This window comes from Pseudomonas sp. BT76 TE3572 (genome assembly GCF_050435365.1).
GTDB lineage: Bacteria > Pseudomonadota > Gammaproteobacteria > Pseudomonadales > Pseudomonadaceae > Aquipseudomonas > Aquipseudomonas fluorescens_W.
In genome coordinates this window covers 6466622-6489461 of sequence record NZ_JBNDKE010000001.1, presented here as the reverse complement: position 1 = coordinate 6489461, position 22840 = coordinate 6466622, and the positions used below count along the sequence as shown (strand labels likewise).

Sequence of the window (22840 nt, the reverse complement as noted above, 5' to 3'; positions counted from 1 at the left end):
AAACCCGGCACGCCCGTCCTAGAGCAAGCGCTCGGGACAATCCACAGAAGCTGTGGATAACTCAGTGGACAACCGCCCTTGAACTCTCGCAAAGCCGTATGGAATGGGGCTCGCAGTCAAACTGACGATTTTTTCACCAGTAAAAAAAAGCGATGTTTTTCATTGACTTAAATTTTGGTTACAGGCACCCACTGCGTTTGAAGGGGAGATGACAGCGGCGTGACACCCTCCGTGACTTATGTGCACAAGTACCTTCGAGGCAGTTATATCGATGCGCTTTTTCGGCGCATTTTTTGCCTGCACCTGGGGATAAACCTTGGCAAACCCATGATCCAGGCCGGTCCTGGCCCGATGAGCCGTGACTACCAATGGTCGGAATTTGTGCTATTACAGGGCAAGTCTGCGGGTCATGGCTTATTCCGAGCGCCAATCCGGACGTTGAATGAGGCGTTCAGAGAACTTTTTTGCTAACACACTTCCCTTCAGCAATTCAATCCGTTAGTATCCGCGGCGTTAGTACCAAGCTGAAAGTCAATTCTGGTCGAACAAATCCCCCCGGTCAGCCTTCCCAAAGGAAGCCTCCACCGACAAAGCGGGATCGACCACCTCGATGGTTTCCAGGTAAACCTTGCGTCAACACTGCCTTTGATCGAAAGCAAAGGGTGTTGCGAAGCTCACTTACTCTGACCGAACCAACCTGCAAATTGATCAGGATCTTCACCCCGGGCCCAGAACCTTTGCCCTTGATGTGTTGCCTGCCCTCCTAAGTACCTACCTGCCAGCCCAAGCGCGCCAATTTATCAGCGCTTCAAACTGGCTGCTTTGTTCCAGTCGGGTTCTTCGTTCGACCAATGGTGGTCAGCGTCACTGGAACGTTTTAATTTTGCACGGTTCTTATCCGTGTCGCTTGTAGGAACACCCAATGACTATGTCTACTCAAATCCACACCCAGGATGCAATTCGCACCCTAACCAATGCTTTTGCACCAATGAACTGCCTGATCATGGCTGCTCGCAAAGGCTGCTTCAGCTTCACTCTGGTCAACGAACACGGCATCGCTCGTCACAGCGAACGCCTGTACCCCGATCAATACTCCAGCGCCGAGCCGCTGCAGGCCGTGATCGAGCGTACCCGTCAGGCACTGGTTGCCTGATACGCCAGCAAGACTGAAAACCTCAAAAGCCTCGCTCAAAAAGCGGGGCTTTTTATTGCCCGATATTTCTCTTTTTGCTGCCACCGCCTAAGCACTAAGCGATATAACGGTTATAACTCGCAGCCGGAAATATTTTAAAAACAGGCCTTTACGGCGCGAATATGACACTACACTTCAACTCAAGCGGCCTAAACCGCTTCCGGCGAGCCTGAGTCGATTCACCCGCTGCCAAGGCCCTTCAGGTATCGCCGACCATTTGATGTTTCGAGGGTTTTATGGGTATCGCTGCCAGCGAACTGTGCCGTTATGTGATCCGCCCGACATTGATTTACCTCGGGTGCCATAGCGCAACTGCCGAATCCCTGCTGCTGGGCATTGCCGCCAGCCAGTCAGCCCTTGGAACGGCCCTGCATGACCGCCGTGGACACGGCCTGTACCGAATCGCCGAACCCCGCCATCAGGCACTTTGGGACCACTACCTGGCACTTGACCCGGAACGCGCAAGCCTGGTTCGCGGCCTGGCCAGCCAGCATGCTTTCCTGAGCGGTCCGCACCTCGAACTGACTGTCAACCTGCGTTACGCCACAGCCATCGCCTGGCTGCTGGTAGAAGAACAGAACACCCCCCTCCCCGAAGCAGACGACCTACTCGGAATGGCCCGTATCTGGCGCCAGACCTTCCAGCCTCAAGGACGCCTGAGAGACTTCACCTGCGCCTGGCAAACCTGTGTTTCACCACTGAATCAGGTCGCCTGCTGACCTGCTGTTTCCGCAAGATCGCGCAACTGCTGCGATTTTGGTCGGATTGTCCTACAAAACCGCTCTAAATCAAGCATTACAGCCTATAGCGCTGGGACGAAAATGTTGGTAATTTTCGCCCCGGTGATCACCAGGAGTTCTAATAATGAAAAAAGTAATGCTCAAAACCACCCTTAGCCTCGCCGTTACCTTGGCATCCACCCAGATCTTCGCAAGTGGCTTTGCCCTCAACGAACAAAGCATCAGCGGGATGGGGACAGGTTTTGCCGGGCGATCTTCTTCTGCCGACGACGCATCCACCGTTTTTGGCAACCCTGCCGGCATGTCTCGCCTCAAGCGCGAACAAGTGACCGGTGGTGTTGCATTTATCGACGCGCACACTGACATCAATGACGCCAGTTCAAGCCCGAATGGTGGCACCAACAAAGGTGACATGGTCCCTTTCATGGGCGTGCCCATGGGCTACTACGTAAAGCCAATCGATGACCATTGGGCAGTCGGTTTCGGCGTCTACGCTCCATTCGGCCTGGTGACCGACTACGAGAACGGCTTCGCCGGCAGATACTTCGGCAGCAAGAGCGAAGTCAAAATCGTGACTCTGCAGCCAACCGTCAGCTACGCCTTCAACGACAAGGTGTCGATCGGTTTCGGTCCGACCATCAACCGCATCGACGGGACCCTGGAATCTAATCTGTCGCTGAACCCGCGCGCAGCGGACGGCTCCGTCAAGATCGAGGGTGACGACACCGCGCTGGGTTACAACATCGGCATCATGGTTCAAGCCCTCGAAAGCACTCGCCTCGGCCTGACCTATCACTCGAAAGTGAAGTACAAGCTCGAAGGTGACACCAAGGTCAACTACGCCCTGCTCGGCCCACTGGGGAACCAGAAGTTCGACGCTTCGCTGGACATCACCACGCCTGAGTCGGTGGACTTCTCGGTCACTCACCAACTGAACGATCAGTGGACCCTTTACGCAGGCAGCACCTGGACTCGCTGGAGCCGCCTGAAAGAGATCTCCGTCGAGAACGAAGGCGTTCCTGCCGCCCTGGCCGCACGCGGCTTTGGCACCATCACTGAAGAGCAGAACTGGCACGACACCTGGGCTCACGCCATCGGTGCTTCCTACCAGCTGAACAAGCAGTGGGTGCTACGTACCGGCCTGTCGGTTGACCAGGCACCGACCAACAACACAAACCGCTCCCCACGCATCCCGACTGGCGATCGCAAGATTTTCAGCCTGGGCGCCGGCTGGAGCCCGACCGACGACCTGACTATCGACGTAGCGTATTCGTACCTGCGCGAAGAGTCGGTCAAGGTCAACAACAGCAACGGCCGTCAGAACTACAGCGCAGAGTATGAAAACTATGCGAACGGTTTCGGTGTTGGCGCGACCTACCGCTTCTGATGATTCATGGCGAACCTGAACCCCTCGCCGCCTGAATCAAAAAAAGCCCCGCTCTCTTGTACAGAGGCGGGGCTTTTTAGTGGGTGTTGATCAGGGTTGCGAGGCCAGTGCCTTTTCCACCGTCTCGATAAATTCGGGGTCATCAGGCTTGGTCAGGCTGGAAAAACTGGCGATCACCTTGCCCTTGCGATCAACCACGTATTTGTAGAAGTTCCACTTCGGCGCGGTGCTTTGCTTGGCGAGAGTCTTGAACAAGTGCGTCGCGTCATTACCGCGCACTTTCTGCGGTTCAGTCATGGTGAACGTCACGCCGTAGTTCACGTAGCAGACCTTGGCTGTCTCTTCGCCATCCTTGGACTCTTGCTTGAAGTCGTTGGACGGAACGCCGATCACCTCCAGCCCCTGATCCTTGTAACGCTGATTCAGCGCCTCAAGGCTTTTGAACTGCGGGGCGAAACCACAGAAGCTCGCGGTATTGACCACCACCAGCGGTTTGCCGGCAAAGCGCTGGCACAGGTCGATGGATTCCTTGGCGCGCAGCTTGGGCAACGAGCCTTGCAGCAGCTCCGGGCATTCGGCCGCTTGAGCCAATCCACTAAACGCTACCAGTAACGCGGGAACTGCAAGCCAGCGCATCAGCATGTCGGTGCATCCTTGAGAAATCGTCAAGACCGAAGTTACTCGCCCTCACATCCTGCTAGCAAGCACCCATGCCCAGTTGCATCAACGCCAGCCCGCCCTGATGCCAGCCCCACCACGACAAGGCGAGCAGCAAGGCGCAGACAGCGACCACAGCGATCCGCGGCCAGAGACTGTTCATATCGCACTCATTTGTGTTTGCAGGCGCGCCACCGGCTGCTCACGCACCGGCCAGTTCAGGGCGGCGGCCAACAGGCTCAAGAGAATCGCCACTTGCCAGATCAAGTCATAGCTCCCCGTTCGGTCGTACACCACCCCGCCCAACCAGCCGCCGAGGAACGATCCGAGCTGGTGAAACAGGAAAACAATCCCACCGAGCATGGACAGGTTTCGTACGCCGAACAAGGTCGCGACGGTGCCGTTGGTCAAAGGCACCGTCGACAGCCACAGGAAGCCCATCGCCATGCCAAACAGGTACGCGGTGGTCGTCGTGACGGGCGCCCACAGGAACAACCCGATCACCACTGCCCGCAGCAGATATAGGCCGGTGAGCAAACGTGGCTTGGACATCCGCCCGCCGAGCCAGCCCGCCGTGTAGGTCCCGAATATATTGAATAACCCGATCAACGCCAGCACCGTCGTGCCGACGCTCGCCGGAAGGTGCTGATCCACCAGATAAGCCGGCAAGTGCACGCCGATGAATACCACCTGAAAACCGCAAACAAAGAAACCGAATGCCAGCAGCCAGAACCCCGAATGGGAACAAGCCTCGTGCAGTGCCTCGGACAGTGTTTGCTCATGGCCGAACACCGGCAGCGGTTTGTCCTTGAGCATGCTCACCAGTGGCACAATCAGCGCCACCAACAGGCCCAGCACCAGCAATGCCGCGGACCAGCCGAGCCAGCCGATCAACCCCAGCGTACCGGGTAACATGGCGAACTGGCCGAAAGAGCCGGCAGCACTGGCGATGCCCATGCCCATGCTGCGTTTCTCTGGCGGTACTGCGCGGCCGACCACGCCGAGGATCACCGAGAACGAGGTGCCGGACAGACCGATGCCGATCAACAGGCCGGCACTCAGGGACAAGGTCACTGCCGAATCCGACAGGCCCATGAACACCAGGCCCAACGCATACAGGACACCGCCGACCAGCACCACTTTCGCGGCGCCGAAGCGGTCGGCCAGCGCGCCGGTGAAGGGTTGCGCCAGGCCCCAGATCAGGTTCTGCAAGGCAATGGCGAAGGCAAACGTCTGACGCCCCCAGCCGAACTCGGCACTCATCGGCGACAGAAACAGCCCGAAGCCGTGCCTTACCCCCAAGGACAACGCGAGAATCAGCGCACTCCCCAACAAAACCCAACCACACGTACGCCACATCGATGTCATTCTTATTCTCCGGTAGCGGGTATATACCCGCTTAAGATCGGAAAAACCGGCATCAGGCCAGTTCGTCCAGCAGTCGCAGCAAGGTTTCACGTTTCTCGGCACCCAAGCGGTCAATCAACCGCTGTTGCGCCGCTTCCCACGCGGGCAAGGCCGCTTTCAGACGTTCAACACCGGCCTCGGTGAGCATGACGATGCGGTTACGCATGTCTTCGCCCTCGACCAGCATCAGCAAGCCTTCGCCTTCCAGCACCCGCAGATTGCGGCCCAAGGTGCTGCGATCCAGCCCCATGGCCTCGGCCAACGTGGAAATACTCGGTTTATCCAGACGCTGCAGATTACACAGCAGAGAATACTGGGCAACGTTGATCCCGAAGCCGTCGAGAGCGCCGTCGTAGTGCCTGCTGACGCCACGGGCGGCGCGACGCAGGTTGATGCATAAACATTGGGAGTCGAGCATGGTGCGTGTATATACCCGCGGTTGTGTTAAATCAAGTTACATGATGTGGGAAGTTCAGGCGATCGCCAATCCCACCAGCACCGCGACCTCAAGGATTTCCAGCAACGCCCCCGCCGTATCGCCCGTCGTGCCGCCCAATCGGCGCAGCATCACTTGCCGCAGCCAGACAAACACCAGCGCCGCCAGCACGACGGCCAACACGCCGCTGAGACCGGCAATCAAAACACACGCCAACGCACTCACCGCCAACACCTGCTTGCCCGCCAGACGTGGCAGATGATCGGCCAGCGCTTGCCCCAACCCGCCGGCACGCACATAAGGCGTGGTCAGGAACAAGCCCAGCATCGCGCTGCGCCCGATCAACGGAACGATGATCAGGACAACGGCGTGTTGCTGCTCGATCAATGCCAGTAACGCGGCGAATTTGAGCAGCAACACCAGCACCAGCGTCACGACCGCAATCGGCCCGCTGCGCGGGTCCTTCATGATCGTCAACGTACGCTCGCGGTCGCCGAACCCACCGAGCCACGCATCGGCGCTGTCCGCCAGGCCGTCCAGGTGCAAAGCGCCACTGAGCAATACCCAAGCCGTCAGCAAAAGCGCCGCGTGAAGCAACAACGGGGTGCCGAGCAACAGCCAGTTGAACGCCCACAAAATTCCGCCAAACAGCAGGCCGACCAGCGGATAAAACAGCAGCGACCGCCCCAATTCCTGTGGTTCCGGCATGCCCGGCAGACGAATCGGCAGACTGCTCAAAAATTGCAGGGCGATCCAGAATGGCAACATGGTCAGAGCGCTTCCTTTAACAACACGCCGGATTCGACCGACAGCGAAAACAACGCGCCATGCCCGACTTCGACGTTGAGCAACTGCTCACGGGGCAATCCCCGCGCCTGAGCCAGCAACAAGCGCATGACTCCGCCGTGACTGATCAGCAACACCCGCTCGCCTGTGTAGGTAGCGTGCAAGCGCTCAACGGCCACCAACACCCGCGTTGAAAAATCCACCACCGGCTCACCCTGAGGCGGCGTAAACGAATAAGGGTCGGCCCAGAACAATCCCAACGCCTCGGCATCGGTTTCCATCAGCGCGGCGGCGCTCTGTCCTTCCCAGGCGCCGAAGTGCAGCTCTTGCAGGTCTTTATCCAGCTGCACCGGCAAACCCAGCTGTTCGCCGAGTTCTTCGGCGAACCGCGCGCACCGCTGCAGTGGCGAGCTGACCAAACGATCCCAAGGCCCCTGCTCGACCACCGCCGCGCGCATCTGCTCCCAGCCCTTTTCAGTCAGCGCGTCGTCAAGGCTGCCGCGCAAACCACCGCCGAGTTCGGTTTCGCCGTGGCGCAACAGGTCCAGGCGCAAGGTCATGCCGGACGGTCCGCCACAGCGGCCTCGGCGAAGGTCGCCATCTGCCCGTGAAGGTCGCACGCCAGACGCAGCAACGGCACGGCCAACGCAGCGCCACTGCCCTCGCCCAGACGCAGGCCGAGGTCCAGCAGCGGCTCGGCGTTCAGGGTTTCCAGTACATGACGATGACCCGGTTCGGCGCCGCGATGACCAAACAACAGCCACTGACGGCATTCAGGGTTCAAGCGCACTGCCACCAACGCCGCAACGCTGCAAATGAAACCGTCTACCAGTACCGCAACGCCTTCCTGGGCACACGCCAGATACGCGCCGACCAGTGCAGCGATTTCAAACCCGCCGAGGTTGAACAGGGTTTGCAGCGCATCGCCACGCTGAGCGCTGTGCAATGTCAACGCGCGCTCGATAACCTGGGCTTTATGACTGACACCCGCCGCGTTCAAACCCGTGCCCGGCCCGGCCAGATGCACCACCGGGCAATCGAGCAAGGCACAGGCCAATGCGCTGGCCGCAGTGGTGTTGCCGATGCCCATCTCGCCACCGATAAACAACTGCGCACCCGCCGCGATGGCGCGCTGCACACTGTCGCGGCCGGCCTGCAAAGCGAGCTCGCCTTGAGCCGGCGTCATCGCCGAACCTTCGACGAAATTCGCCGTGCCCGGGCCGATGTTCAAGTGACGCACACCCGGCAAATTCAGCGACGGCGTCACCGTGCCGAGGTCGACAACTTCCAGGGAGGCCCCGAGTTGCCGCGCCAACACGCTGATCGCCGCCCCACCGCTGACGAAGTTGTGCAGCATCTGCCCGGTGACTTCCTGGGGAAATGCCGACACCCCTTCTGCGACAACGCCATGATCGCCGGCGAAAATCGCGATCCACAGTTGATCGAGACTCGGTTTGACCTGCCCCTGCATCCCGGCCAATTGCACGGCCACCGACTCAAGCCGACCGAGCGAGCCGGCCGGTTTGGTCAGCTGCTGTTGACGGGCCTGCGCTTGCTTGACCGCATGAGCATCGATCGGTTTGCAGGGGTTCAGCCACCAGGATTGAGTCATAACGCAGTTCCTTTCAAAGTCAGGGGCAGACCGGCGACGGTCAGGACGACGCGCTGACAGCGCTCGGCCAACGCTTGATGCAGCCAACCGGCTTCATCGACATAGCGGCGAGTCAATTCGCCCAGCGGCACGACACCCATTCCGGTCTCGTTGCTGACAAAAATAATTTCACCCGGCAACGACGCCAGGCAGTCCAGCAATGCATCACGTTCGGCTGACAGCCGCTCGGTGTCGTCGAGCATCAGCAGATTAGTCATCCACAACGTCAGGCAATCCACCAGCAGGCAACGATCGGGGCTGGCGGTTTCGCGCAGGACGCGGGCGAGTTCCACCGGTTCTTCGATCAACGCCCATTCGGCTGGACGACGGGCGCGGTGATGGGCGACCCGCTCGTTCATTTCACCGTCGAGCGGTTGGCTGGTGGCGATGTAAGTCACCGCCAGAGCGCTGTCGGAGGCGAGTTTTTCGGCCAGGCGACTTTTACCGGAACGGGCGCCGCCGAGGATCAGTTGGAGCATGGTCATTTACCTTTAAATGGCGGCGTTGCGACTGGCCTCATCGCGAGCAGGCTCACTCCTACAGTGGGTCGATGGCGAACACAAAGTTTATGTTCACTGGCGATCCGCTGTAGGAGTGAGCCTGCTCGCGATGAATTCACCTCAAATCCCGCAGAGTTGACGCAACAACCCGGTATCCAGATGTTTTTCCACCAGATCCGCCAGCCGTTCGATATCACGCTCGCGCAACGCGTGGTAATCGACCTCCTGCACATTCTGCAACCCAGCCCAACGCAGCAATGCACTGCACGCTGCGGGCGATTCAAACAGCCCATGCAGATAGGTGCCGAAAATCTGCCCATCCACACTTTGCGCGCCATCGCAGCGACCATCGTCCAGTAGCACAGCGGCGTTTTCCAACGCCGGCCCGGTGGTCACGCCGGCATGAATTTCATAGCCGCTGACCGGCGCGTCTTCGAGCGCCAGACGCCCGCGCACATTGCGTAATTGCTTCTCTTCTTCGAGCTGTGTTTCGAACGCCAACAAACCCAAACCGGCGCTGGAACCCGGTGCGCCTTCGAGGCCCAGCGGGTCGTGTAGCTGCTCGCCGAGCATTTGCAGACCGCCGCAAATCCCCAGCACTTTGCCGCCATAACGCAGATGACGACTGATCGCAGTGTCCCAGCCATTGGCGCGCAGATATGCGAGGTCACTGCGCACGCTCTTCGAACCGGGAAGAATAATCAGGTCCGCCGGCGGAATCGCCTGACCGGGGCCGACAAATTGCAGGTCCACCTGCGGATGCAAGCGCAGCGGATCGAAATCGGTGTGGTTGCTGATGCGCGGCAGTACCGGCACCAGCACTTTCAGCACCTGGTCGGCCTTGTCGGTCTGACGCTGATCGATGCCGTCCTCGGCCTCCAGGTGCAGGTCCATCACGTAAGGCAGAACGCCGATCACCGGTTTGCCGGTGCGCGCTTCCAGCCAGTCGAGACCCGGTTGCAGCAAAGCGATATCGCCGCGAAACCGGTTGATGATGAAGCCTTTGACCCGCGCCTGCTCGCTGGGCGACAGCAGTTCCAGCGTACCCACCAGATGCGCAAAAACGCCGCCGCGATTGATGTCGGCGATCAGCACCACCGGACAATCCACGGCCTCGGCAAAGCCCATGTTGGCGATGTCACCGGCACGCAGATTGATCTCGGCCGGCGAGCCCGCGCCTTCGACCATGACCACTGGATACGCTGCGCTCAGCCGTTCATGTGAGACCAGCACTGCTTGCATGGCGATGGCTTTGTAGTCGTGATACGCGACCGCGTTCATCGTCGTAACCGCGCGACCATGGATGATCACTTGGGCGCCGGTGTCGCTGTTGGGTTTGAGCAGCACCGGGTTCATGTCGGTGTGCGGCTCAAGATTGGCGGCCTGTGCCTGCACAGCTTGCGCGCGACCGATCTCGCCACCGTCGGCGGTCACGGCACTGTTGAGCGCCATGTTCTGCGGCTTGAACGGCACGACGCTGACACCCTGACGCGTGACCCAGCGGCACAACGCCGTCACCAGCGTACTTTTACCGGCGTCGGAAGTGGTGCCCTGCACCATCAACGTAGTCATTGGGTTTCCTTGGCGTAGGCTTCGAACGCTTGCGCGAGACGCGTCCAGTCGGCTTCATCGGCGGGCAGGCCGAAACGCAGGCTGCTGTTGTGCGCGAACAACCGCAGCAGAATGCCGCGCCGGGCCATGAATTCGTGCAACGCTTCGGCGTGATCGGTGATCAGCCATTGAAACAAGGCGCAGCCGCCCTGTGGTTTGAAGCCGTGCTGTTCAAGCAGCAGCGCCAGACGCTCGCTAGCCTCATCAGTGCGAACCCGTTGCCGGGCATGCCCTTCGGTATCCAGCAGACAGGCCTGCCCCAGCACCCGCGTCGGCCCGCTGACCGCCCACGGTCCCACTTGCTCGGCCAGCAACTTGAGCAACTTGCGCTCGGCCAGCACGAACCCCAGACGCACACCGGCCAGGCCGAAAAACTTGCCGAAGGAACGCAGCACGATCAACCCGACCTGATTGGCAAAAGGTGCCAGGCTCAGCTGCGGTGTGTTGTCCATGAACGCCTCGTCCACCACCAGCCAGCCACCACGCTGCGCCAGCCGCGAGTGCCAGTCGAGCAGCCGACTCGGTGTCAGGCTCAGGCCGGTTGGGTTGTTCGGGTTGACCACCACCAACACGTCGAGGCTGTCGAGAAAGAAGTCGACTTCCTGCTCCAGCACTTCACGCACGATGTAGCCATTACGGCGCCACGCTTCAGCGTGTTCGGCGTAACACGGCGAGAGCACGCCGACCTTGCCGACCCGGCGCAAACGCGGCAGCAACTGGATCGCCATTTGCGAGCCGGCCACCGGCAACACCTGAGGGGCGCCGTAATAATCACAGGCCGCCTGCTCCAGCCCATCATCGGTTTCCGGCAAACGCGCCCAGGCCCGCAACGGGATCTCCGGGACCGGAAACGGCCAGGGCGCGAGGCCGCTGGACAGGTCGAGCCAATCGGCTTCGGCGATGCCGTAATCGAGCGCCGCCTTGCGTAACCGACCACCGTGTTCAAGCATAGAATTCAGCCCCCACGCAGAGGATCAGCAACCATAACCATACCCCGCGCTGGACCAATTGCCAGCCACGGTCGATGGAGTCAGCGTCCGCCGGCACGCCTTCGCCCAGTTGTGGACGCTGATGCAGCTCACCGTGATAAATCGCTGCCCCGCCCAACTCGACACCGAGCGCGCCGGCACCGGCCGCCATCACTGGGCCGGCATTCGGGCTGTCCCAGGTCGGACCTTGGGTACGCCAGCATTTCAGCGCCAGTCGGGTTTTGCCCAGCAGCGCGTAGGTCAGCGCCACCAGGCGTGCAGGAATGTAGTTGAGGACGTCGTCGATCTTTGCCGCCGCCCAGCCGAAACGCTCGAAACGTTCGTTGCGGTAACCCCACATCGCATCCAGCGTATTGCTCAAACGGTAGAGCACCACACCGGGCGCACCGGCGACAGCAAACCAGAACAACGCGGCAAATACTGCGTCGCTGCCGTTCTCCAATACGGATTCTGTGGCGGCGCGGGCGACTTCGGTTTTATCCAGTTCGCTGGTCTGGCGGCTGACCAGATAACTGACACGTTTGCGCGCCTCGTCCAGATCATCGCTGCGCAATGCCTTGGCCACCGGCTCGACGTGTTCACCGAGGCTGCGCATGCCGAGGGCGCAATAGAGCACGAGAATCTCGACGATCCAGCCGACATAGGGCGCCCAGGAAAACGCCGTGGCCAGCAGGGTCAGCGGCAACACCGCAATCACCCAGGCAGTGACGCCATGACTGCGCCAGCCGCGGCCACCGCCATTGAAACGTTGCTCGATGCGGTCGGCAAAACGGCCGAACGCCACCAGCGGATGCCAGCGTTTGGGTTCACCCAGCAGCGCATCCAGCGCAACCGCAGCGACACTCAATAACGCCACACTCATTGACTCACTCCCCAATAATTTTCATACAGCAATTCACTGAGCGGACGCGCCTGCGCCCAGCCTTCGAGTACCAGCATCGGTGCCGGATAGAATTCCTTGACCGGGCCGAGACAAAGAACAGCCAACGGCTTGGCTCCGGCGGGTAAACCCAGCAAGTCCGCCAGCGCTTGCGGTTCGAACAGCGAGACCCAGCCCATGCCGAGCCCTTCAGCGCGGGAGGCCAGCCAGAGGTTCTGGATCGCGCAGGACAGCGAGGCCATGTCCATTTCCGGCAAGGTGCGACGGCCGAAGATGTGACGCTCGCGATCGTCCATCAGCGCAGCGACCAGCACTTCGGCGCAGTCGTTGATGCCTTCGACTTTCAGCTTCATGAATTCGTCGGTGCGCTCGCCGAGGGCTTCGGCGGTGCGGATGCGCTCTTCTTCCACCAGTGACTGGATCTTGCCGCGCAGGGCTCGATCACTGATGCGGATGAACCGCCAAGGCTGCATCAGGCCGACACTCGGCGCCTGATGCGCGGCTTCGAGCAGGCGTCGCAGTAACTCGGGCTCGACGGTGCCGCCGCTGAAATGACGCATGTCGCGGCGTTCGCCGATGGCTCGGTAGACCGCCGCGCGCTCAGCTTCGCTGAACGCTAGATCATCTGGGTTCATGGCTTGAACAACGCCGCCATCGCTTGGGGATTGGAAGGGAAATAAAAGTGCACGTAGGACGCGGTCATCCGCCCCTCACGATAAACCGCCTCCGCCCCTCGCCCACCGTTCGGGCTCAAGCCACGAGCAATAGGCTCCAGCTCGGTACTGGTCAGCGAGTGGTGATAGGTGTGTCCGCGCAATGAACCTTCCGGCAACTCGACCGCCTGCAACGCCAACGCGGCCAGGCGCTTTTGCATCACAGCATCACCGGCCAGCAAACCGACCAGTTCAGCGCGAGTGCCTTCGACATCGGTCAACGAATCGAGCAGATAAAGCATGCCGCCACACTCGGCCAACAACGGTTTGCCCGCCATATGGTGAGCGCGGATTGCGGCCAGCATCGTAGTGTTCTGTGACAGCGCCACATGATGCAATTCAGGATAACCACCCGGCAGATAAAGACTGTCTGCCTGCGGCAATTGCGTGTCACGGATTGGCGAGAAAAACGACAACTCAGCGCCCATGGCCCGCAGCAAATCCAGGCTGGCGCCGTAGGTGAAGGCAAACGCTTCGTCACGGGCCACGGCAATTCGCACACCGGCCAGCAAAGGCTCGGCAGCGATCACATCTGGCGCGGCGAATTCCACCGCCGGTGGCAGCGCGACCTCGCAACTGCTGGCCAGTGCATCAGCCGCTGCATCGAGGCGCAGATCGAGATCGTTCAACTCACTGGCCTGAACCAGCCCGAGGTGTCGACTTGGCAATTCGATCCCGGTTTCCCGCGACAAGGCGCCGTACCAGCGCAAACCTTCAGTGAGGCTGCCTTCCAGTAATTGCGCGTGACGCAGGGTGCCGACGCGGTTGGCCAGCACACCGGCAAACGGCAGGTCCGGCTGATAGCGCGCCAACCCCAGGGCCAGTGCGCCAAAAGTCTGGGCCATGGCAGTGCCATCGATCACTCCGAGCACCGGCACACCGAAATGTCGCGCCAGATCAGCACTGGACGGCGTGCCGTCGAACAGGCCCATGACGCCTTCGATGAGGATCAGGTCGGCTTCGCCCGCGGCCTCCCACAACAGTCGACGACTTTCCTGCTCGCCGACCATCCACATGTCCAATTGATAAACCGGTGCACCGCTGGCGCGCTCGAGAATCATCGGGTCGAGGAAGTCCGGGCCGCACTTGAACACGCGAACCTTGCGCCCCTGATTGCGATGCAAACGGGCCAGCGCGGCGGTGACGGTGGTCTTGCCCTGACCGGAGGCCGGCGCGGCAATCAGTACCGCCGGGCAATGACGTGGTTGATTCACAGCTCGACGCCTTTTTGCGCTTTGATCCCGGCCTGGAACGCGTGCTTGATCACGCCCATTTCGGTGACGGTGTCGGCCAGTTCGATCATCTCCGGCTTGGCGCCGCGACCGGTCACCACCACGTGCTGCATCGGCGGACGGGCCTGCAAGTCGCTGAGCACTTGATCGAGATCCAGATAACCGTGCTTGAGCGCAATGTTCAATTCATCCAGCACCACCAGGCCGATCGACGGATCACGCAGCAATTCGCGCGACACCGCCCACGCAGCTTCAGCGGCCGCGATGTCGCGCTGGCGATCCTGGGTTTCCCAGGTGAAGCCCTCGCCCATCACATGAAAACGCACCTGCTCCGGGAAGCGCCGGAAGAACAGTTCTTCGCCCGTGCTGCTGCGCCCCTTGATGAACTGCACCACGCCGCACTGCATGCCGTGGCCCATGGACCGGGCGAGCATGCCGAAGGCCGAGCTGCTTTTGCCTTTGCCGTTGCCGGTCAGCACCAGCAGCAGGCCGCATTCATTCGGGGAATTGGCGATGCGTTCGTCGATCACGGCTTTTTTGCGCTGCATGCGCGCCAGATGGCGTTCGTCACGATCAGGGGTATCAGTCATGGGGGAGCTCTCCGTTGAGGCTGGATAACGGCGGGCAGGCACAAGAATAGACGGCAAGAAGCCTGGCATCGCCCACCGTGATGCCGCTGGATGGATCAGGCCGGTCTCCGGGCTCATGAGCGGCACTGGGCCCGACTGCGCGCCTTCCCATGTCATACGACACAGTGGCTCAAGGCGCAGCCTTCACTCATTTACCGTTGCGGGGGCAGCGCCGGGATCATGGCTCTTCGTCGCTTGAAGAGCGTCACTCACCGGCTTCCCTGTTTCACTCTGTCGACCAAGGTCACAGAGCACCTGAAACAAGCCGCGAAGGTTAGAGGGTTGGGGATGGAGCGTCAATTGAAGACGGGCAGCCTGCGAGCGAATAACTGCCGTCGATCAATTATCTGACGCCAATCTTGTGCCACACTCACAGCAGTGATATCAAAGAGCCACAATCTCACAACACAATAACAAGGGTGAGCCACATGCAAGGCATGATCATCAGCAATCCGAAGCTGGAATTCCTGCGCCCGGTGCTGGAACGCTGGTTTGACTGTATCGACCGCTACAACGCCGTGCGCGGCGATAACGACACGCCTTACTGGTTCGACGAAAAGGCCAACCTGGGCCTGCTTTCCGTCGCGGCGTGGATGGCGGAAATGGTGACGCTGCAACAAACACCGACCCGTAAACAGACCGAAGAAGGCGAACGCAATGGCCGCGCCGATCTGTTTATCGCGGCCAGCGAAGAACGCGCTTACCTGCAAGCGACCCAGCGCTGGCCACGCGTCAACAGCCTGAACCTGACTCAAGCATTGCAGGACATCACCAGCGACGCCAAACGCATCAGCTACGCCAGCGACCTGAAACTCGGCTGCCTGTTCGTCGCACCGCAAAAAGCCCAACAAAGCGCCACCCCGGAAGAACTCCAGGACATGGTCGACGACCTGCAAAAGGAACACACCTGCGCGGTGGCCTGGTACTTCCCCTATGCCTATCGCAAGTTGCGCAACGAAGCCGGCAACTATCACCCCGGCATTGCCGTGCTGTTCAAGGAAGCACGCGGCTGACCAGTTGAACCATCGATCACCTGCGCTTCTCTATTGATTAGGTCAATGCATTCATAGGGAAGGTCAGCATGCGCAAGCCCCAGCTCGCTCTCGTCATCGTGCTCGCCGGAGGGCTTGCGGCCTGTGGTGAAACCGCCAGGCTGCAAGTCTCCGACGGCATCGGCCCTTCGCCCAAGCTGCCAGAACCGAACAAAACCCTGATCCCGACGGTGAACATCGCCCCGGCGATCGGCTGGCCGGACGGCACGAAACCCATCGCCGCGACAGGGACTCAGGTCGCGGCTTTTGCCGAAGGTCTCGATCACCCGCGCTGGCTCTATGTGTTACCCAACGGCGACGTGCTGGTGGCCGAAACCAACGCACCGCCCAAACCCGATGACGGCAAAGGTATTCGTGGCTGGGTCATGGGCAAAGTCATGGGCCGTGCCGGCGCCAAAGTACCGAGCCCGAACCGCATCACGCTGCTGCGGGACAAGGACCACGACGGCATCGCCGAAACCCGCACGGTGTTCCTGGAAAACCTCAACTCGCCCTTCGGCATGACCCTGGTCGGCAACGACCTGTACGTCGCCGACACGGACCGCTTGCTGCGCTTCCACTATGAAAACGGCGAGACGGCGATCAAGTCACAGCCGATGAAGGTGATCGACTTGCCGGGCGGTACGCTGAATCACCACTGGACCAAAAACGTTATCGCCAGCAAGGACGGCAGCAAGCTGTACGTCACGGTGGGCTCCAACAGCAACGTTGCGGAAAACGGCATGGACAAGGAAGAAGGTCGCGCGGCGATCTGGGAAGTGGATCGTGCCACCGGCAACCATCGGATCTTCGCCTCGGGGATTCGCAATCCAAACGGTCTGGCCTGGGAACCTCGCAGCGGCGCATTGTGGACGGCGGTCAACGAGCGCGACGAAATCGGCAGCGACCTGGTGCCGGACTACATCACTTCAGTGAAGGACGGCGGGTTCTACGGCTGGCCTTACAGTTATTACGGTCAGCACGTCGACATCCGCGCCGAGCCGCAAAACCCCGAGCTGGTGGCCAAGGCCATTGCGCCGGACTACGCGGTCGGGCCGCATACCGCATCGTTGGGCCTGACGTTTGCTGAAGGCAACAGACTGCCGGCGCAGTTCAAGGAAGGCGCTTTCATTGGCCAGCACGGCTCGTGGAACCGTAAACCGCACAGTGGCTACAAAGTGATTTTTGTACCGTTCAGCGCAGGGAAACCGATCGGGCAGCCGATTGATGTGCTCACCGGTTTCCTCAACAGCGAGGAAAAAGCCATGGGCCGGCCGGTGGGCGTGGTGATTGATCAGCAGGGTGATTTGTTGGTGGCGGATGATGTGGGCAACAAGGTGTGGCGCGTGTCGGCGGCCAAGTAAGCGCCTAGCGTTTGCGGCACAGGGTCAATCCATCGCCCAACGGCAACAACGACAGGTCCACACGCGAGTCATCCTTCAAGGCGCGATTGAGCGCCTGGATGGCTCGGGTGTCTTCGCTCTCGGGATTGTCCTCAAGCACCCGGCCACTCCACAGCGTGTTATCAAACACCGCCAGACCGCCGACGCGCAGCAGACGCAATGCGTGCTCCAGATAGCGTGGGTAGTTGGCTTTGTCGGCATCGATGAAGATCAGGTCGAATGGCTCTCGCTGATCCAGCTGAGCCAAGGTTTCCAGCGCGGGCGCCAGACGCAGATCGATCCGCCCGGCAAGCCCCGCTTCCTGCCAGTAACGCTGCGCAGTGGCGTTGTAGTCACCGGGAATGTCACAGCAGATCAGCGAGCCGTCATCCGGCAATGCAGCTGCCATGCACAAGGCGCTGTAACCGGTAAAGGTGCCCACTTCCAGCAGACGCTTGGCGCCGGTGAGTTTCACCAATAGCGCGAGGAACTGACCTTGCTCGGGCGCCACTTGCCAGCGAGCCATGGGCAGCGCTTGGGTTTCGTCACGCAAACGCTTGAGCAACGGCGTTTCGCGCAGGGAAACGTCGAGCAGGTATTGATACAGGGAATCGTCGAGATTGAGTGTGCGAGCGGTCATGACAACCTCTGCCATTTAGGGATTGCGTGCCAAGTGCTCAGGTTGCAAGACGCGCTTGGCGCTCAGATAGGCTTTCTGCCAGTAAGCTTTGGACAAGCTGTCGAGCTTCACCGTGCCGCCGGTGGCGGGCGCATGGACGAAGCGACCTTCGCCGACGTAGATCCCGGCGTGACTGACCTGAGAACCGCCATTGGTGGCGAAGAAGATCAGGTCGCCGGTTTGCAGACCTTCCTTGCCCACGCTGGCCGCCTGCATGCTGATCATCTCGCGCGTGGTACGCGGCAGAGAAATGCCGGCAACGTCACGGTAGACATAACCAATCAGCCCGCTGCAATCGAAACCCGAATCCGGTGTGTTGCCACCCCAGCGATACGGCGTGCCCACCAGGCCGAGCGCGCGGAACAATACGTCTTCTGCCTCTGGGGAGAATGGTTGGGAGGAACTGAAAACAATGGGCGCGCGAACCACCGGCGCAGGGGGCGGTGTACGGCTGGCGCAGGCGCTGAGCAGCGCTGCGAAGAACATGATTGCGAGGCGGGCCGACATCGACATATGCAGAGCATCCTGATCTGGCTGCGGCTTTTTCTGCAGGGGGCGCAGAAAAGAAAACCGCCTGCGCAGGACGCAGGCGGTTTGCCATCAATAATAGATCAGGATTCTAGCTGCTACGCGGCAAACTTCAAGTAAGACTTTAAGTTCACCTTACAAAAAGTCCGCTTACTTGCGAGCCGTGACGATCGTCGGGGTCGCAGCCGGCGCCATCGCAAGTGCGCGCTTGGCTTCGATGAAGGTTTTGCTCCAGTAGCTGTCGCCCAGGCTATCGATCCGGACACCACCACTACGGCGGCTGCTGGAATGGATGAACTGGTTGTCACCCAGGTAGATCCCGGCGTGACTGACACGGCCGCGACGGCCATTGGTGGCGAAAAACAGCAAGTCGCCCGGCTCCAGTTTGCCGCGAGAAACCAGCGGAGCGTCGACGTTGATCATTTCGCGGGTGGAGCGTGGCAGGTTCAGGCCGGCTTCTTCACGAAACAGGTAACCGATGAAGCCGCTGCAATCAAAGCCAGCTTCGGAGGTGCCGCCGAAACGGTAACGGGTACCGATCAGGGACATGCCGCGTTCGAGGATGCTGTCGGCCAGAACCGGAAGCTGGTACGACTTGCCGCCGGCGAAGTCTGCCAGTTCTTTTTCGGTGGCCGCTTCTTCCTGTTCCAGCGCTTGCTGGTAAAGAACGGAAGATTGGGCGGTAGCAGAATTTTTAGCCTGCTGTTGTTGCTCTTGCTGGGACACTGGAGAGTGGGCAGCGCAACCGAACAACAGGGTGACGAGTGCGAGGGGCACGAGGGGTGCAAAGCGATTTAGCATGGGCACGACCGTGGCTGATAGTTCTAAAGAAGCCGAGACTATGCCTACTATCATCCTCATTTGCAAATTCAATCGAACTTTATGTGACTTCTTGGTTTCGCGTTTACATCTAAGCGCTTAAGCCCGTTTTAGACACTCGCGCAGCCTGCAACCCTGTAGGAAAGCGGTTTTTCTGGCGCCTGAAATATGCCAAAACCCGCTACAGGCCTTGGTTTTACCAGCCCAGGGTTTCTTTCAGGAAGGGGATCGTCAGCTTGCGCTGAGCTTGAAGGGAGGCCTGATCGAGACGCTCAAGCAGCTCGAAAAGTGCACTCATGCTGCGCGTACCGCGGGTCAAAATAAAATGCCCGACTTCATCGGTCAGGTGCAGACCGCGACGAGATGCGCGCAGTTGCAAGGCACGCAATTTGTCTTCGTCGGAGAGCGGACGCATCTGAAAGATCAGTGCCAATGTCAGACGGGATTTGAGGTCCGCCAGCTTCACCGGCAGTTCACGCGGGGATGTCGACGCGGCAATCAGCAGGCGTCGACCGCTGTCACGCAGACGGTTGAACAGATGGAACAGCGCCTCTTCCCAATCCGCCCGACCGGCCACCGCCTGCAAATCATCCAGGCAGACCAGTTCGTACTGTTCGAGGTTGTCGAGGATGGCGATGCCGCGATCAAGCAGTTCGGCCAACGGCAAATACACCGCCGGCTCCCCCAGTTGCTCGAAGCGCAGGCAGGCCGCCTGCAACAAGTGCGTACGCCCTACCCCGTCCTTGCCCCAAAGATAAATCAGGCTTTCGGTCCAGCCGGCGTCGGCTTCGCATAGCCGCTCGACATAGCCGAGTGCAGCGGCATTGGCGCCTGGATAGTAATTGATAAAGGTAGCGTCATCACGCAGACGCACACCTAGGGGCAGCTGAATCGGTTTCATGCTGACTGAACAGTTCCAAAGGAACCGTTAGTGGCCTCTGTGTAAAGTTTGCGAAGTTTATACCCGTGAGGCGGGTCGCACAATGCGACAGACCACAAGCAAAATCAAAGGTTTGCGTTAACACACTGGTTTTATGGCAGTTTCTTTGGCGGCGCATGTGACAGCCGCACGAGGGGTTCGGGCCAACCTGGCATGGAACCAGGCTGCCCGTTACCAACCCTCAACGAATCTTAGCGCTCAGGCTAGTCGGCACCGCTGTACATATCCGAATCTTTATACAAATCATGCACATGGCGCACCAGCACCATAATAACCGCCGCCACCGGCAGCGCCAGCAACACGCCGGTAAATCCGAACAGCTCGCCCCCCGCCAGAATCGCGAAGATCACCGCTACCGGGTGTAGACCGATCTTGTCCCCCACCAACAATGGCGTCAGCACCATGCCTTCCAGCGCCTGCCCCACCATGAACACCACGACGATTCCGATCATGGGATACAGATCGCCACCGAACTGGAACAGACCGGCAATCAAGGCCGCGCCGATCCCGATGACAAATCCCATGTACGGCACAATCGCCGCCAGACCGGCAATCAAACCGATCAACAGCCCCAGCTCCAGCCCTACCAACATCAGGCCCGCCGCGTAGATCACACCCAACGCCACCATCACCAGCAACTGTCCGCGCACGAATGCACCCAGCACTTCATGGCATTCACCCGCCAGGATCACGGCGCGCTCTTCGCGGTCACGGGGCAGCAGGCCGCGGATCTTGGCCATCATCAGGTCCCAGTCCCGCAGCAAATAGAAGACCACCACCGGGATCAGCACCAGATTCGCCAACCAACCGATCAGCGCCAGCCCGGACGCCGTCGCCTGACTCAGCACGATCCCGACAATGTCAGTGGTCTGGCCCATGTGCTCGCTGATTGCTGCCTTGAGCTTGTCGAACTTCCAGAAGTTATCCGAGAGCCCGAATTTCGATTGCGCCCACGGCAGTGCGGTGTGCTGCAACCAGTCGAGCATCTGCGGCGCCAATTCGTACAAGCGAAACAGCTGCTTGGCGAGCATCGGCACCAACACCAGCAGCAAGGTCGTGAAGATCAGGGTGAACAGCGCAAACACTGCCACCACGCCCCAGGTCCGAGACAGACCGGCCTTCTCCAGCCGATCCACCAATGGATCGAACAGATAAGCCAACAGCAGCGCCACCAGAAATGGCGTCAGGATCGGATGCAACAGCCAGACAAACACGCAGAGCAGGATCACCCCACCCAACCAGAACCAACGCCGCGTATCGGCCATGTACAACTCCCTATGCATCTATATAAAGAAAGAAAACCTTACCAACGGAATCGCAGCTGCGGCACAGGTGCCGGAGTCGGCGCTACTACCGGTGCCGAACCCTCGGCCGGCTGAGCCGGTGCGACGGGCGCCGGCGCTTCACCGGCCGGAACTTCCTGCAACCTGGCCAGCGCCAATTGCGCCTTCAACTGTTCGGCACTGCCATTGACGCGGTAGAGAATCCGGTCGCCGTCGACACTTTGCAGACGCGCACCAAACGGCTCCAGCAAACGCCCAAGCGCCGCGTAGTGCTCCAGGTTCATGCCCTGCACTTCGAGCAATTGTTCGCCCGAAGCACCCGGCTTGACGACAAAGCGAGGCGCCAGACGCTCACTGACTGCCAGCATCACCGCATCGGCCACCGCGGCCTGATCCGCGCCCTGCACGCTGCCCGCCTCCTTCTTGTCGCCGAGCCACAAATGCCACTTGGCCTGCCACTGTCCGCCCTCTTCACGGGCATGCACCGCGAGCAAGGCGTCAGCGTTGTAACGCTCCGATACCCCGCGCAGTGGCGCCGCATCCGTACCTTCCAGATTCGGTGCAGTGGCGACAATCTGCTCACTCAGATCGGCCAGCGGCAGGCGCAGCGGCAAGCCACGGTGTTGCGCTGCTCGACGCAGTGGCGCAGCACTGGCCTGGCCATCGCCGACCAGGCTCGAACCCTCGGTGGAATCGTTCAGCCACCAGCCAAGGATCGAAGGCCGGTTCGCCCCCCACAACGACAGTCCGGCGCGGCGCAACGCCTGCTCAGTGGTGGCCGGATCGAAATCGACCTTCAGCACTTCCGGCGGGCCAGCATCAAAGCCGTACTGACTGATGATTTGCTGCGGGTCCTTGCGCAGTGCCGCCAACCCCGGGTTTTGCGCAGCCTTGGGATCACCGGTCAGACGCAACACCAACGTATCCAGCGCTTGCTGGGTCGCTTGATCGCGCACTTCCGGGGTTTGACCACTGACAGGCTGACGCACCTGATACAGGTTTTTGACGGTTTCGGCATGACTCGCCAGGCTGACCAATGACAAACAGCCTGCAAACAAAAATCTGGAAAAAAAACGCATGGAGGATTCCTGACGACAAGAGCGGCTGGAACAGGCCGCGTGAACCGGATTGAGCAAGGCTGTGACCACGCCCCCAAGCAAAACATTCACCTGACCCTGGTAAGTTTTTGCACTGTCATAACGATAGACGGTTAATAGCGATACCTTATACAGCCATGAAGGAGGCGACCAGCACGGGCAATGAAGGTTTTTTTAAGCGGATATGCCCCTGCCGTCGGCCTGAGGATGGCCGCTGCCCCTCAAGCCTGATAAAATCGCGCGCCTTCGCAGACCGGCAACAGCCGGGCAC

The 22840-nt window shown here is 60.2% G+C and carries 25 protein-coding genes and 1 riboswitch; of the genes, 5 read left to right on the top strand and 20 right to left on the bottom strand.

What is annotated here, in order from left to right:
- Positions 1–928: 928 nt before the first annotated feature.
- From ABH912_RS29680 to ABH912_RS29670, 3 genes are all read left to right on the top strand, one after another.
- Positions 929–1153, top strand: coding sequence for a hypothetical protein (locus ABH912_RS29680; RefSeq protein ID WP_007898912.1), 225 nt, complete (start codon positions 929–931; stop codon positions 1151–1153).
- A gap of 275 nt (positions 1154–1428) precedes the next feature.
- Complete coding sequence (locus tag ABH912_RS29675; RefSeq protein ID WP_033055837.1) at positions 1429–1911, top strand: hypothetical protein; 483 nt, start codon at positions 1429–1431, stop codon at positions 1909–1911.
- 145 nt (positions 1912–2056) lie between these two features.
- Complete coding sequence (locus tag ABH912_RS29670) at positions 2057–3319, top strand: OmpP1/FadL family transporter (RefSeq protein ID WP_429512432.1); 1263 nt, start codon at positions 2057–2059, stop codon at positions 3317–3319.
- Between the two features lie 90 nt (positions 3320–3409).
- Here ABH912_RS29670 and ABH912_RS29665 read toward each other — a convergent pair whose 3' ends face one another.
- The 14 genes from ABH912_RS29665 to cobO all read right to left on the bottom strand — a co-directional run bounded on the left by ABH912_RS29665 (position 3410) and on the right by cobO (position 14771).
- Entirely contained in the window at positions 3410–3961 is a 552-nt protein-coding gene (locus tag ABH912_RS29665; protein ID WP_033055839.1) for a glutathione peroxidase, read from the bottom strand.
- A gap of 55 nt (positions 3962–4016) precedes the next feature.
- Entirely contained in the window at positions 4017–4139 is a 123-nt protein-coding gene (locus ABH912_RS29660; RefSeq protein WP_008148682.1) for a hypothetical protein, read from the bottom strand.
- The gene (locus ABH912_RS29655) at positions 4136–5344 is read right to left on the bottom strand and encodes an MFS transporter (protein WP_429512431.1); all 1209 of its coding nucleotides are present in this window, start codon (positions 5342–5344) and stop codon (positions 4136–4138) included. The genes ABH912_RS29660 and ABH912_RS29655 overlap by 4 nt, the downstream gene beginning before the upstream one ends.
- 52 nt (positions 5345–5396) lie before the next feature.
- Positions 5397–5801, bottom strand: coding sequence for a MarR family winged helix-turn-helix transcriptional regulator (locus ABH912_RS29650; RefSeq protein ID WP_033055842.1), 405 nt, complete (start codon positions 5799–5801; stop codon positions 5397–5399).
- 54 nt (positions 5802–5855) lie between these two features.
- Positions 5856–6587, bottom strand: coding sequence for an adenosylcobinamide-GDP ribazoletransferase (locus tag ABH912_RS29645; RefSeq protein WP_033055844.1), 732 nt, complete (start codon positions 6585–6587; stop codon positions 5856–5858).
- A gap of 2 nt (positions 6588–6589) precedes the next feature.
- Positions 6590–7165: an alpha-ribazole phosphatase family protein gene (cobC, locus tag ABH912_RS29640; protein ID WP_429512429.1), complete on the bottom strand. Its 576-nt coding sequence runs from the start codon at positions 7163–7165 to the stop codon at positions 6590–6592.
- Positions 7162–8217: a nicotinate-nucleotide--dimethylbenzimidazole phosphoribosyltransferase gene (gene cobT / locus ABH912_RS29635; RefSeq protein ID WP_429512427.1), complete on the bottom strand. Its 1056-nt coding sequence runs from the start codon at positions 8215–8217 to the stop codon at positions 7162–7164. The genes cobC and cobT overlap by 4 nt, the downstream gene beginning before the upstream one ends.
- On the bottom strand, positions 8214–8735 hold the full coding sequence (gene cobU, locus ABH912_RS29630) for a bifunctional adenosylcobinamide kinase/adenosylcobinamide-phosphate guanylyltransferase (protein ID WP_429512426.1): 522 nt from the start codon (positions 8733–8735) through the stop codon (positions 8214–8216). The genes cobT and cobU overlap by 4 nt, the downstream gene beginning before the upstream one ends.
- A 141-nt stretch (positions 8736–8876) precedes the next feature.
- Positions 8877–10328 (bottom strand): cobyric acid synthase, encoded by a 1452-nt coding sequence (locus ABH912_RS29625; protein WP_429512424.1) that lies wholly within the window; start codon positions 10326–10328, stop codon positions 8877–8879.
- Entirely contained in the window at positions 10325–11317 is a 993-nt protein-coding gene (gene cobD / locus ABH912_RS29620) for a threonine-phosphate decarboxylase CobD (RefSeq protein WP_429512423.1), read from the bottom strand. Before cobD ends, ABH912_RS29625 begins: the two co-directional genes overlap by 4 nt.
- A complete protein-coding gene (gene cbiB / locus ABH912_RS29615; RefSeq protein ID WP_033055855.1) occupies positions 11310–12218 on the bottom strand; it encodes an adenosylcobinamide-phosphate synthase CbiB in 909 nt (302 codons plus the stop codon). The genes cobD and cbiB overlap by 8 nt, the downstream gene beginning before the upstream one ends.
- Entirely contained in the window at positions 12215–12871 is a 657-nt protein-coding gene (gene bluB / locus ABH912_RS29610) for a 5,6-dimethylbenzimidazole synthase (RefSeq protein WP_033055857.1), read from the bottom strand. The genes cbiB and bluB overlap by 4 nt, the downstream gene beginning before the upstream one ends.
- Positions 12868–14163 carry a cobyrinate a,c-diamide synthase gene (locus tag ABH912_RS29605; RefSeq protein WP_429512422.1) on the bottom strand — a complete coding sequence of 432 codons (1296 nt, stop codon included), beginning with the start codon at positions 14161–14163 and terminating at the stop codon, positions 12868–12870. The genes bluB and ABH912_RS29605 overlap by 4 nt, the downstream gene beginning before the upstream one ends.
- Positions 14160–14771 (bottom strand): cob(I)yrinic acid a,c-diamide adenosyltransferase, encoded by a 612-nt coding sequence (cobO, locus tag ABH912_RS29600; protein WP_429512421.1) that lies wholly within the window; start codon positions 14769–14771, stop codon positions 14160–14162. The genes ABH912_RS29605 and cobO overlap by 4 nt, the downstream gene beginning before the upstream one ends.
- Positions 14772–14852: 81 nt before the next feature.
- Positions 14853–15084, bottom strand: a riboswitch (cobalamin riboswitch).
- A 154-nt stretch (positions 15085–15238) separates the two neighbouring features.
- Here cobO and ABH912_RS29595 point away from each other — a divergent pair.
- Both ABH912_RS29595 and ABH912_RS29590 read left to right on the top strand, forming a co-directional pair.
- Positions 15239–15823: a hypothetical protein gene (locus ABH912_RS29595; RefSeq protein WP_429512420.1), complete on the top strand. Its 585-nt coding sequence runs from the start codon at positions 15239–15241 to the stop codon at positions 15821–15823.
- 68 nt (positions 15824–15891) lie between these two features.
- Positions 15892–17205 (top strand): PQQ-dependent sugar dehydrogenase, encoded by a 1314-nt coding sequence (locus ABH912_RS29590; protein WP_429512418.1) that lies wholly within the window; start codon positions 15892–15894, stop codon positions 17203–17205.
- A gap of 4 nt (positions 17206–17209) precedes the next feature.
- Here ABH912_RS29590 and ABH912_RS29585 read toward each other — a convergent pair whose 3' ends face one another.
- The 6 genes from ABH912_RS29585 to ABH912_RS29560 form a co-directional block, all read right to left on the bottom strand.
- Entirely contained in the window at positions 17210–17863 is a 654-nt protein-coding gene (locus tag ABH912_RS29585) for an O-methyltransferase (protein ID WP_429512416.1), read from the bottom strand.
- 15 nt (positions 17864–17878) lie between these two features.
- Complete coding sequence (locus tag ABH912_RS29580; RefSeq protein ID WP_033055862.1) at positions 17879–18415, bottom strand: C40 family peptidase; 537 nt, start codon at positions 18413–18415, stop codon at positions 17879–17881.
- Positions 18416–18580: 165 nt separating this feature from the next.
- Positions 18581–19231 (bottom strand): C40 family peptidase, encoded by a 651-nt coding sequence (locus ABH912_RS29575; RefSeq protein ID WP_033055863.1) that lies wholly within the window; start codon positions 19229–19231, stop codon positions 18581–18583.
- 214 nt (positions 19232–19445) lie between these two features.
- Positions 19446–20150, bottom strand: a complete 705-nt coding sequence (gene hda / locus ABH912_RS29570) for a DnaA regulatory inactivator Hda (RefSeq protein WP_008148645.1) — start codon at positions 20148–20150, stop codon at positions 19446–19448.
- Positions 20151–20392: 242 nt separating this feature from the next.
- Positions 20393–21454: an AI-2E family transporter gene (locus tag ABH912_RS29565; protein ID WP_429512413.1), complete on the bottom strand. Its 1062-nt coding sequence runs from the start codon at positions 21452–21454 to the stop codon at positions 20393–20395.
- A 38-nt stretch (positions 21455–21492) separates the two neighbouring features.
- Positions 21493–22551 (bottom strand): DUF2066 domain-containing protein, encoded by a 1059-nt coding sequence (locus ABH912_RS29560; protein WP_033055865.1) that lies wholly within the window; start codon positions 22549–22551, stop codon positions 21493–21495.
- Positions 22552–22840 lie beyond the last annotated feature (289 nt).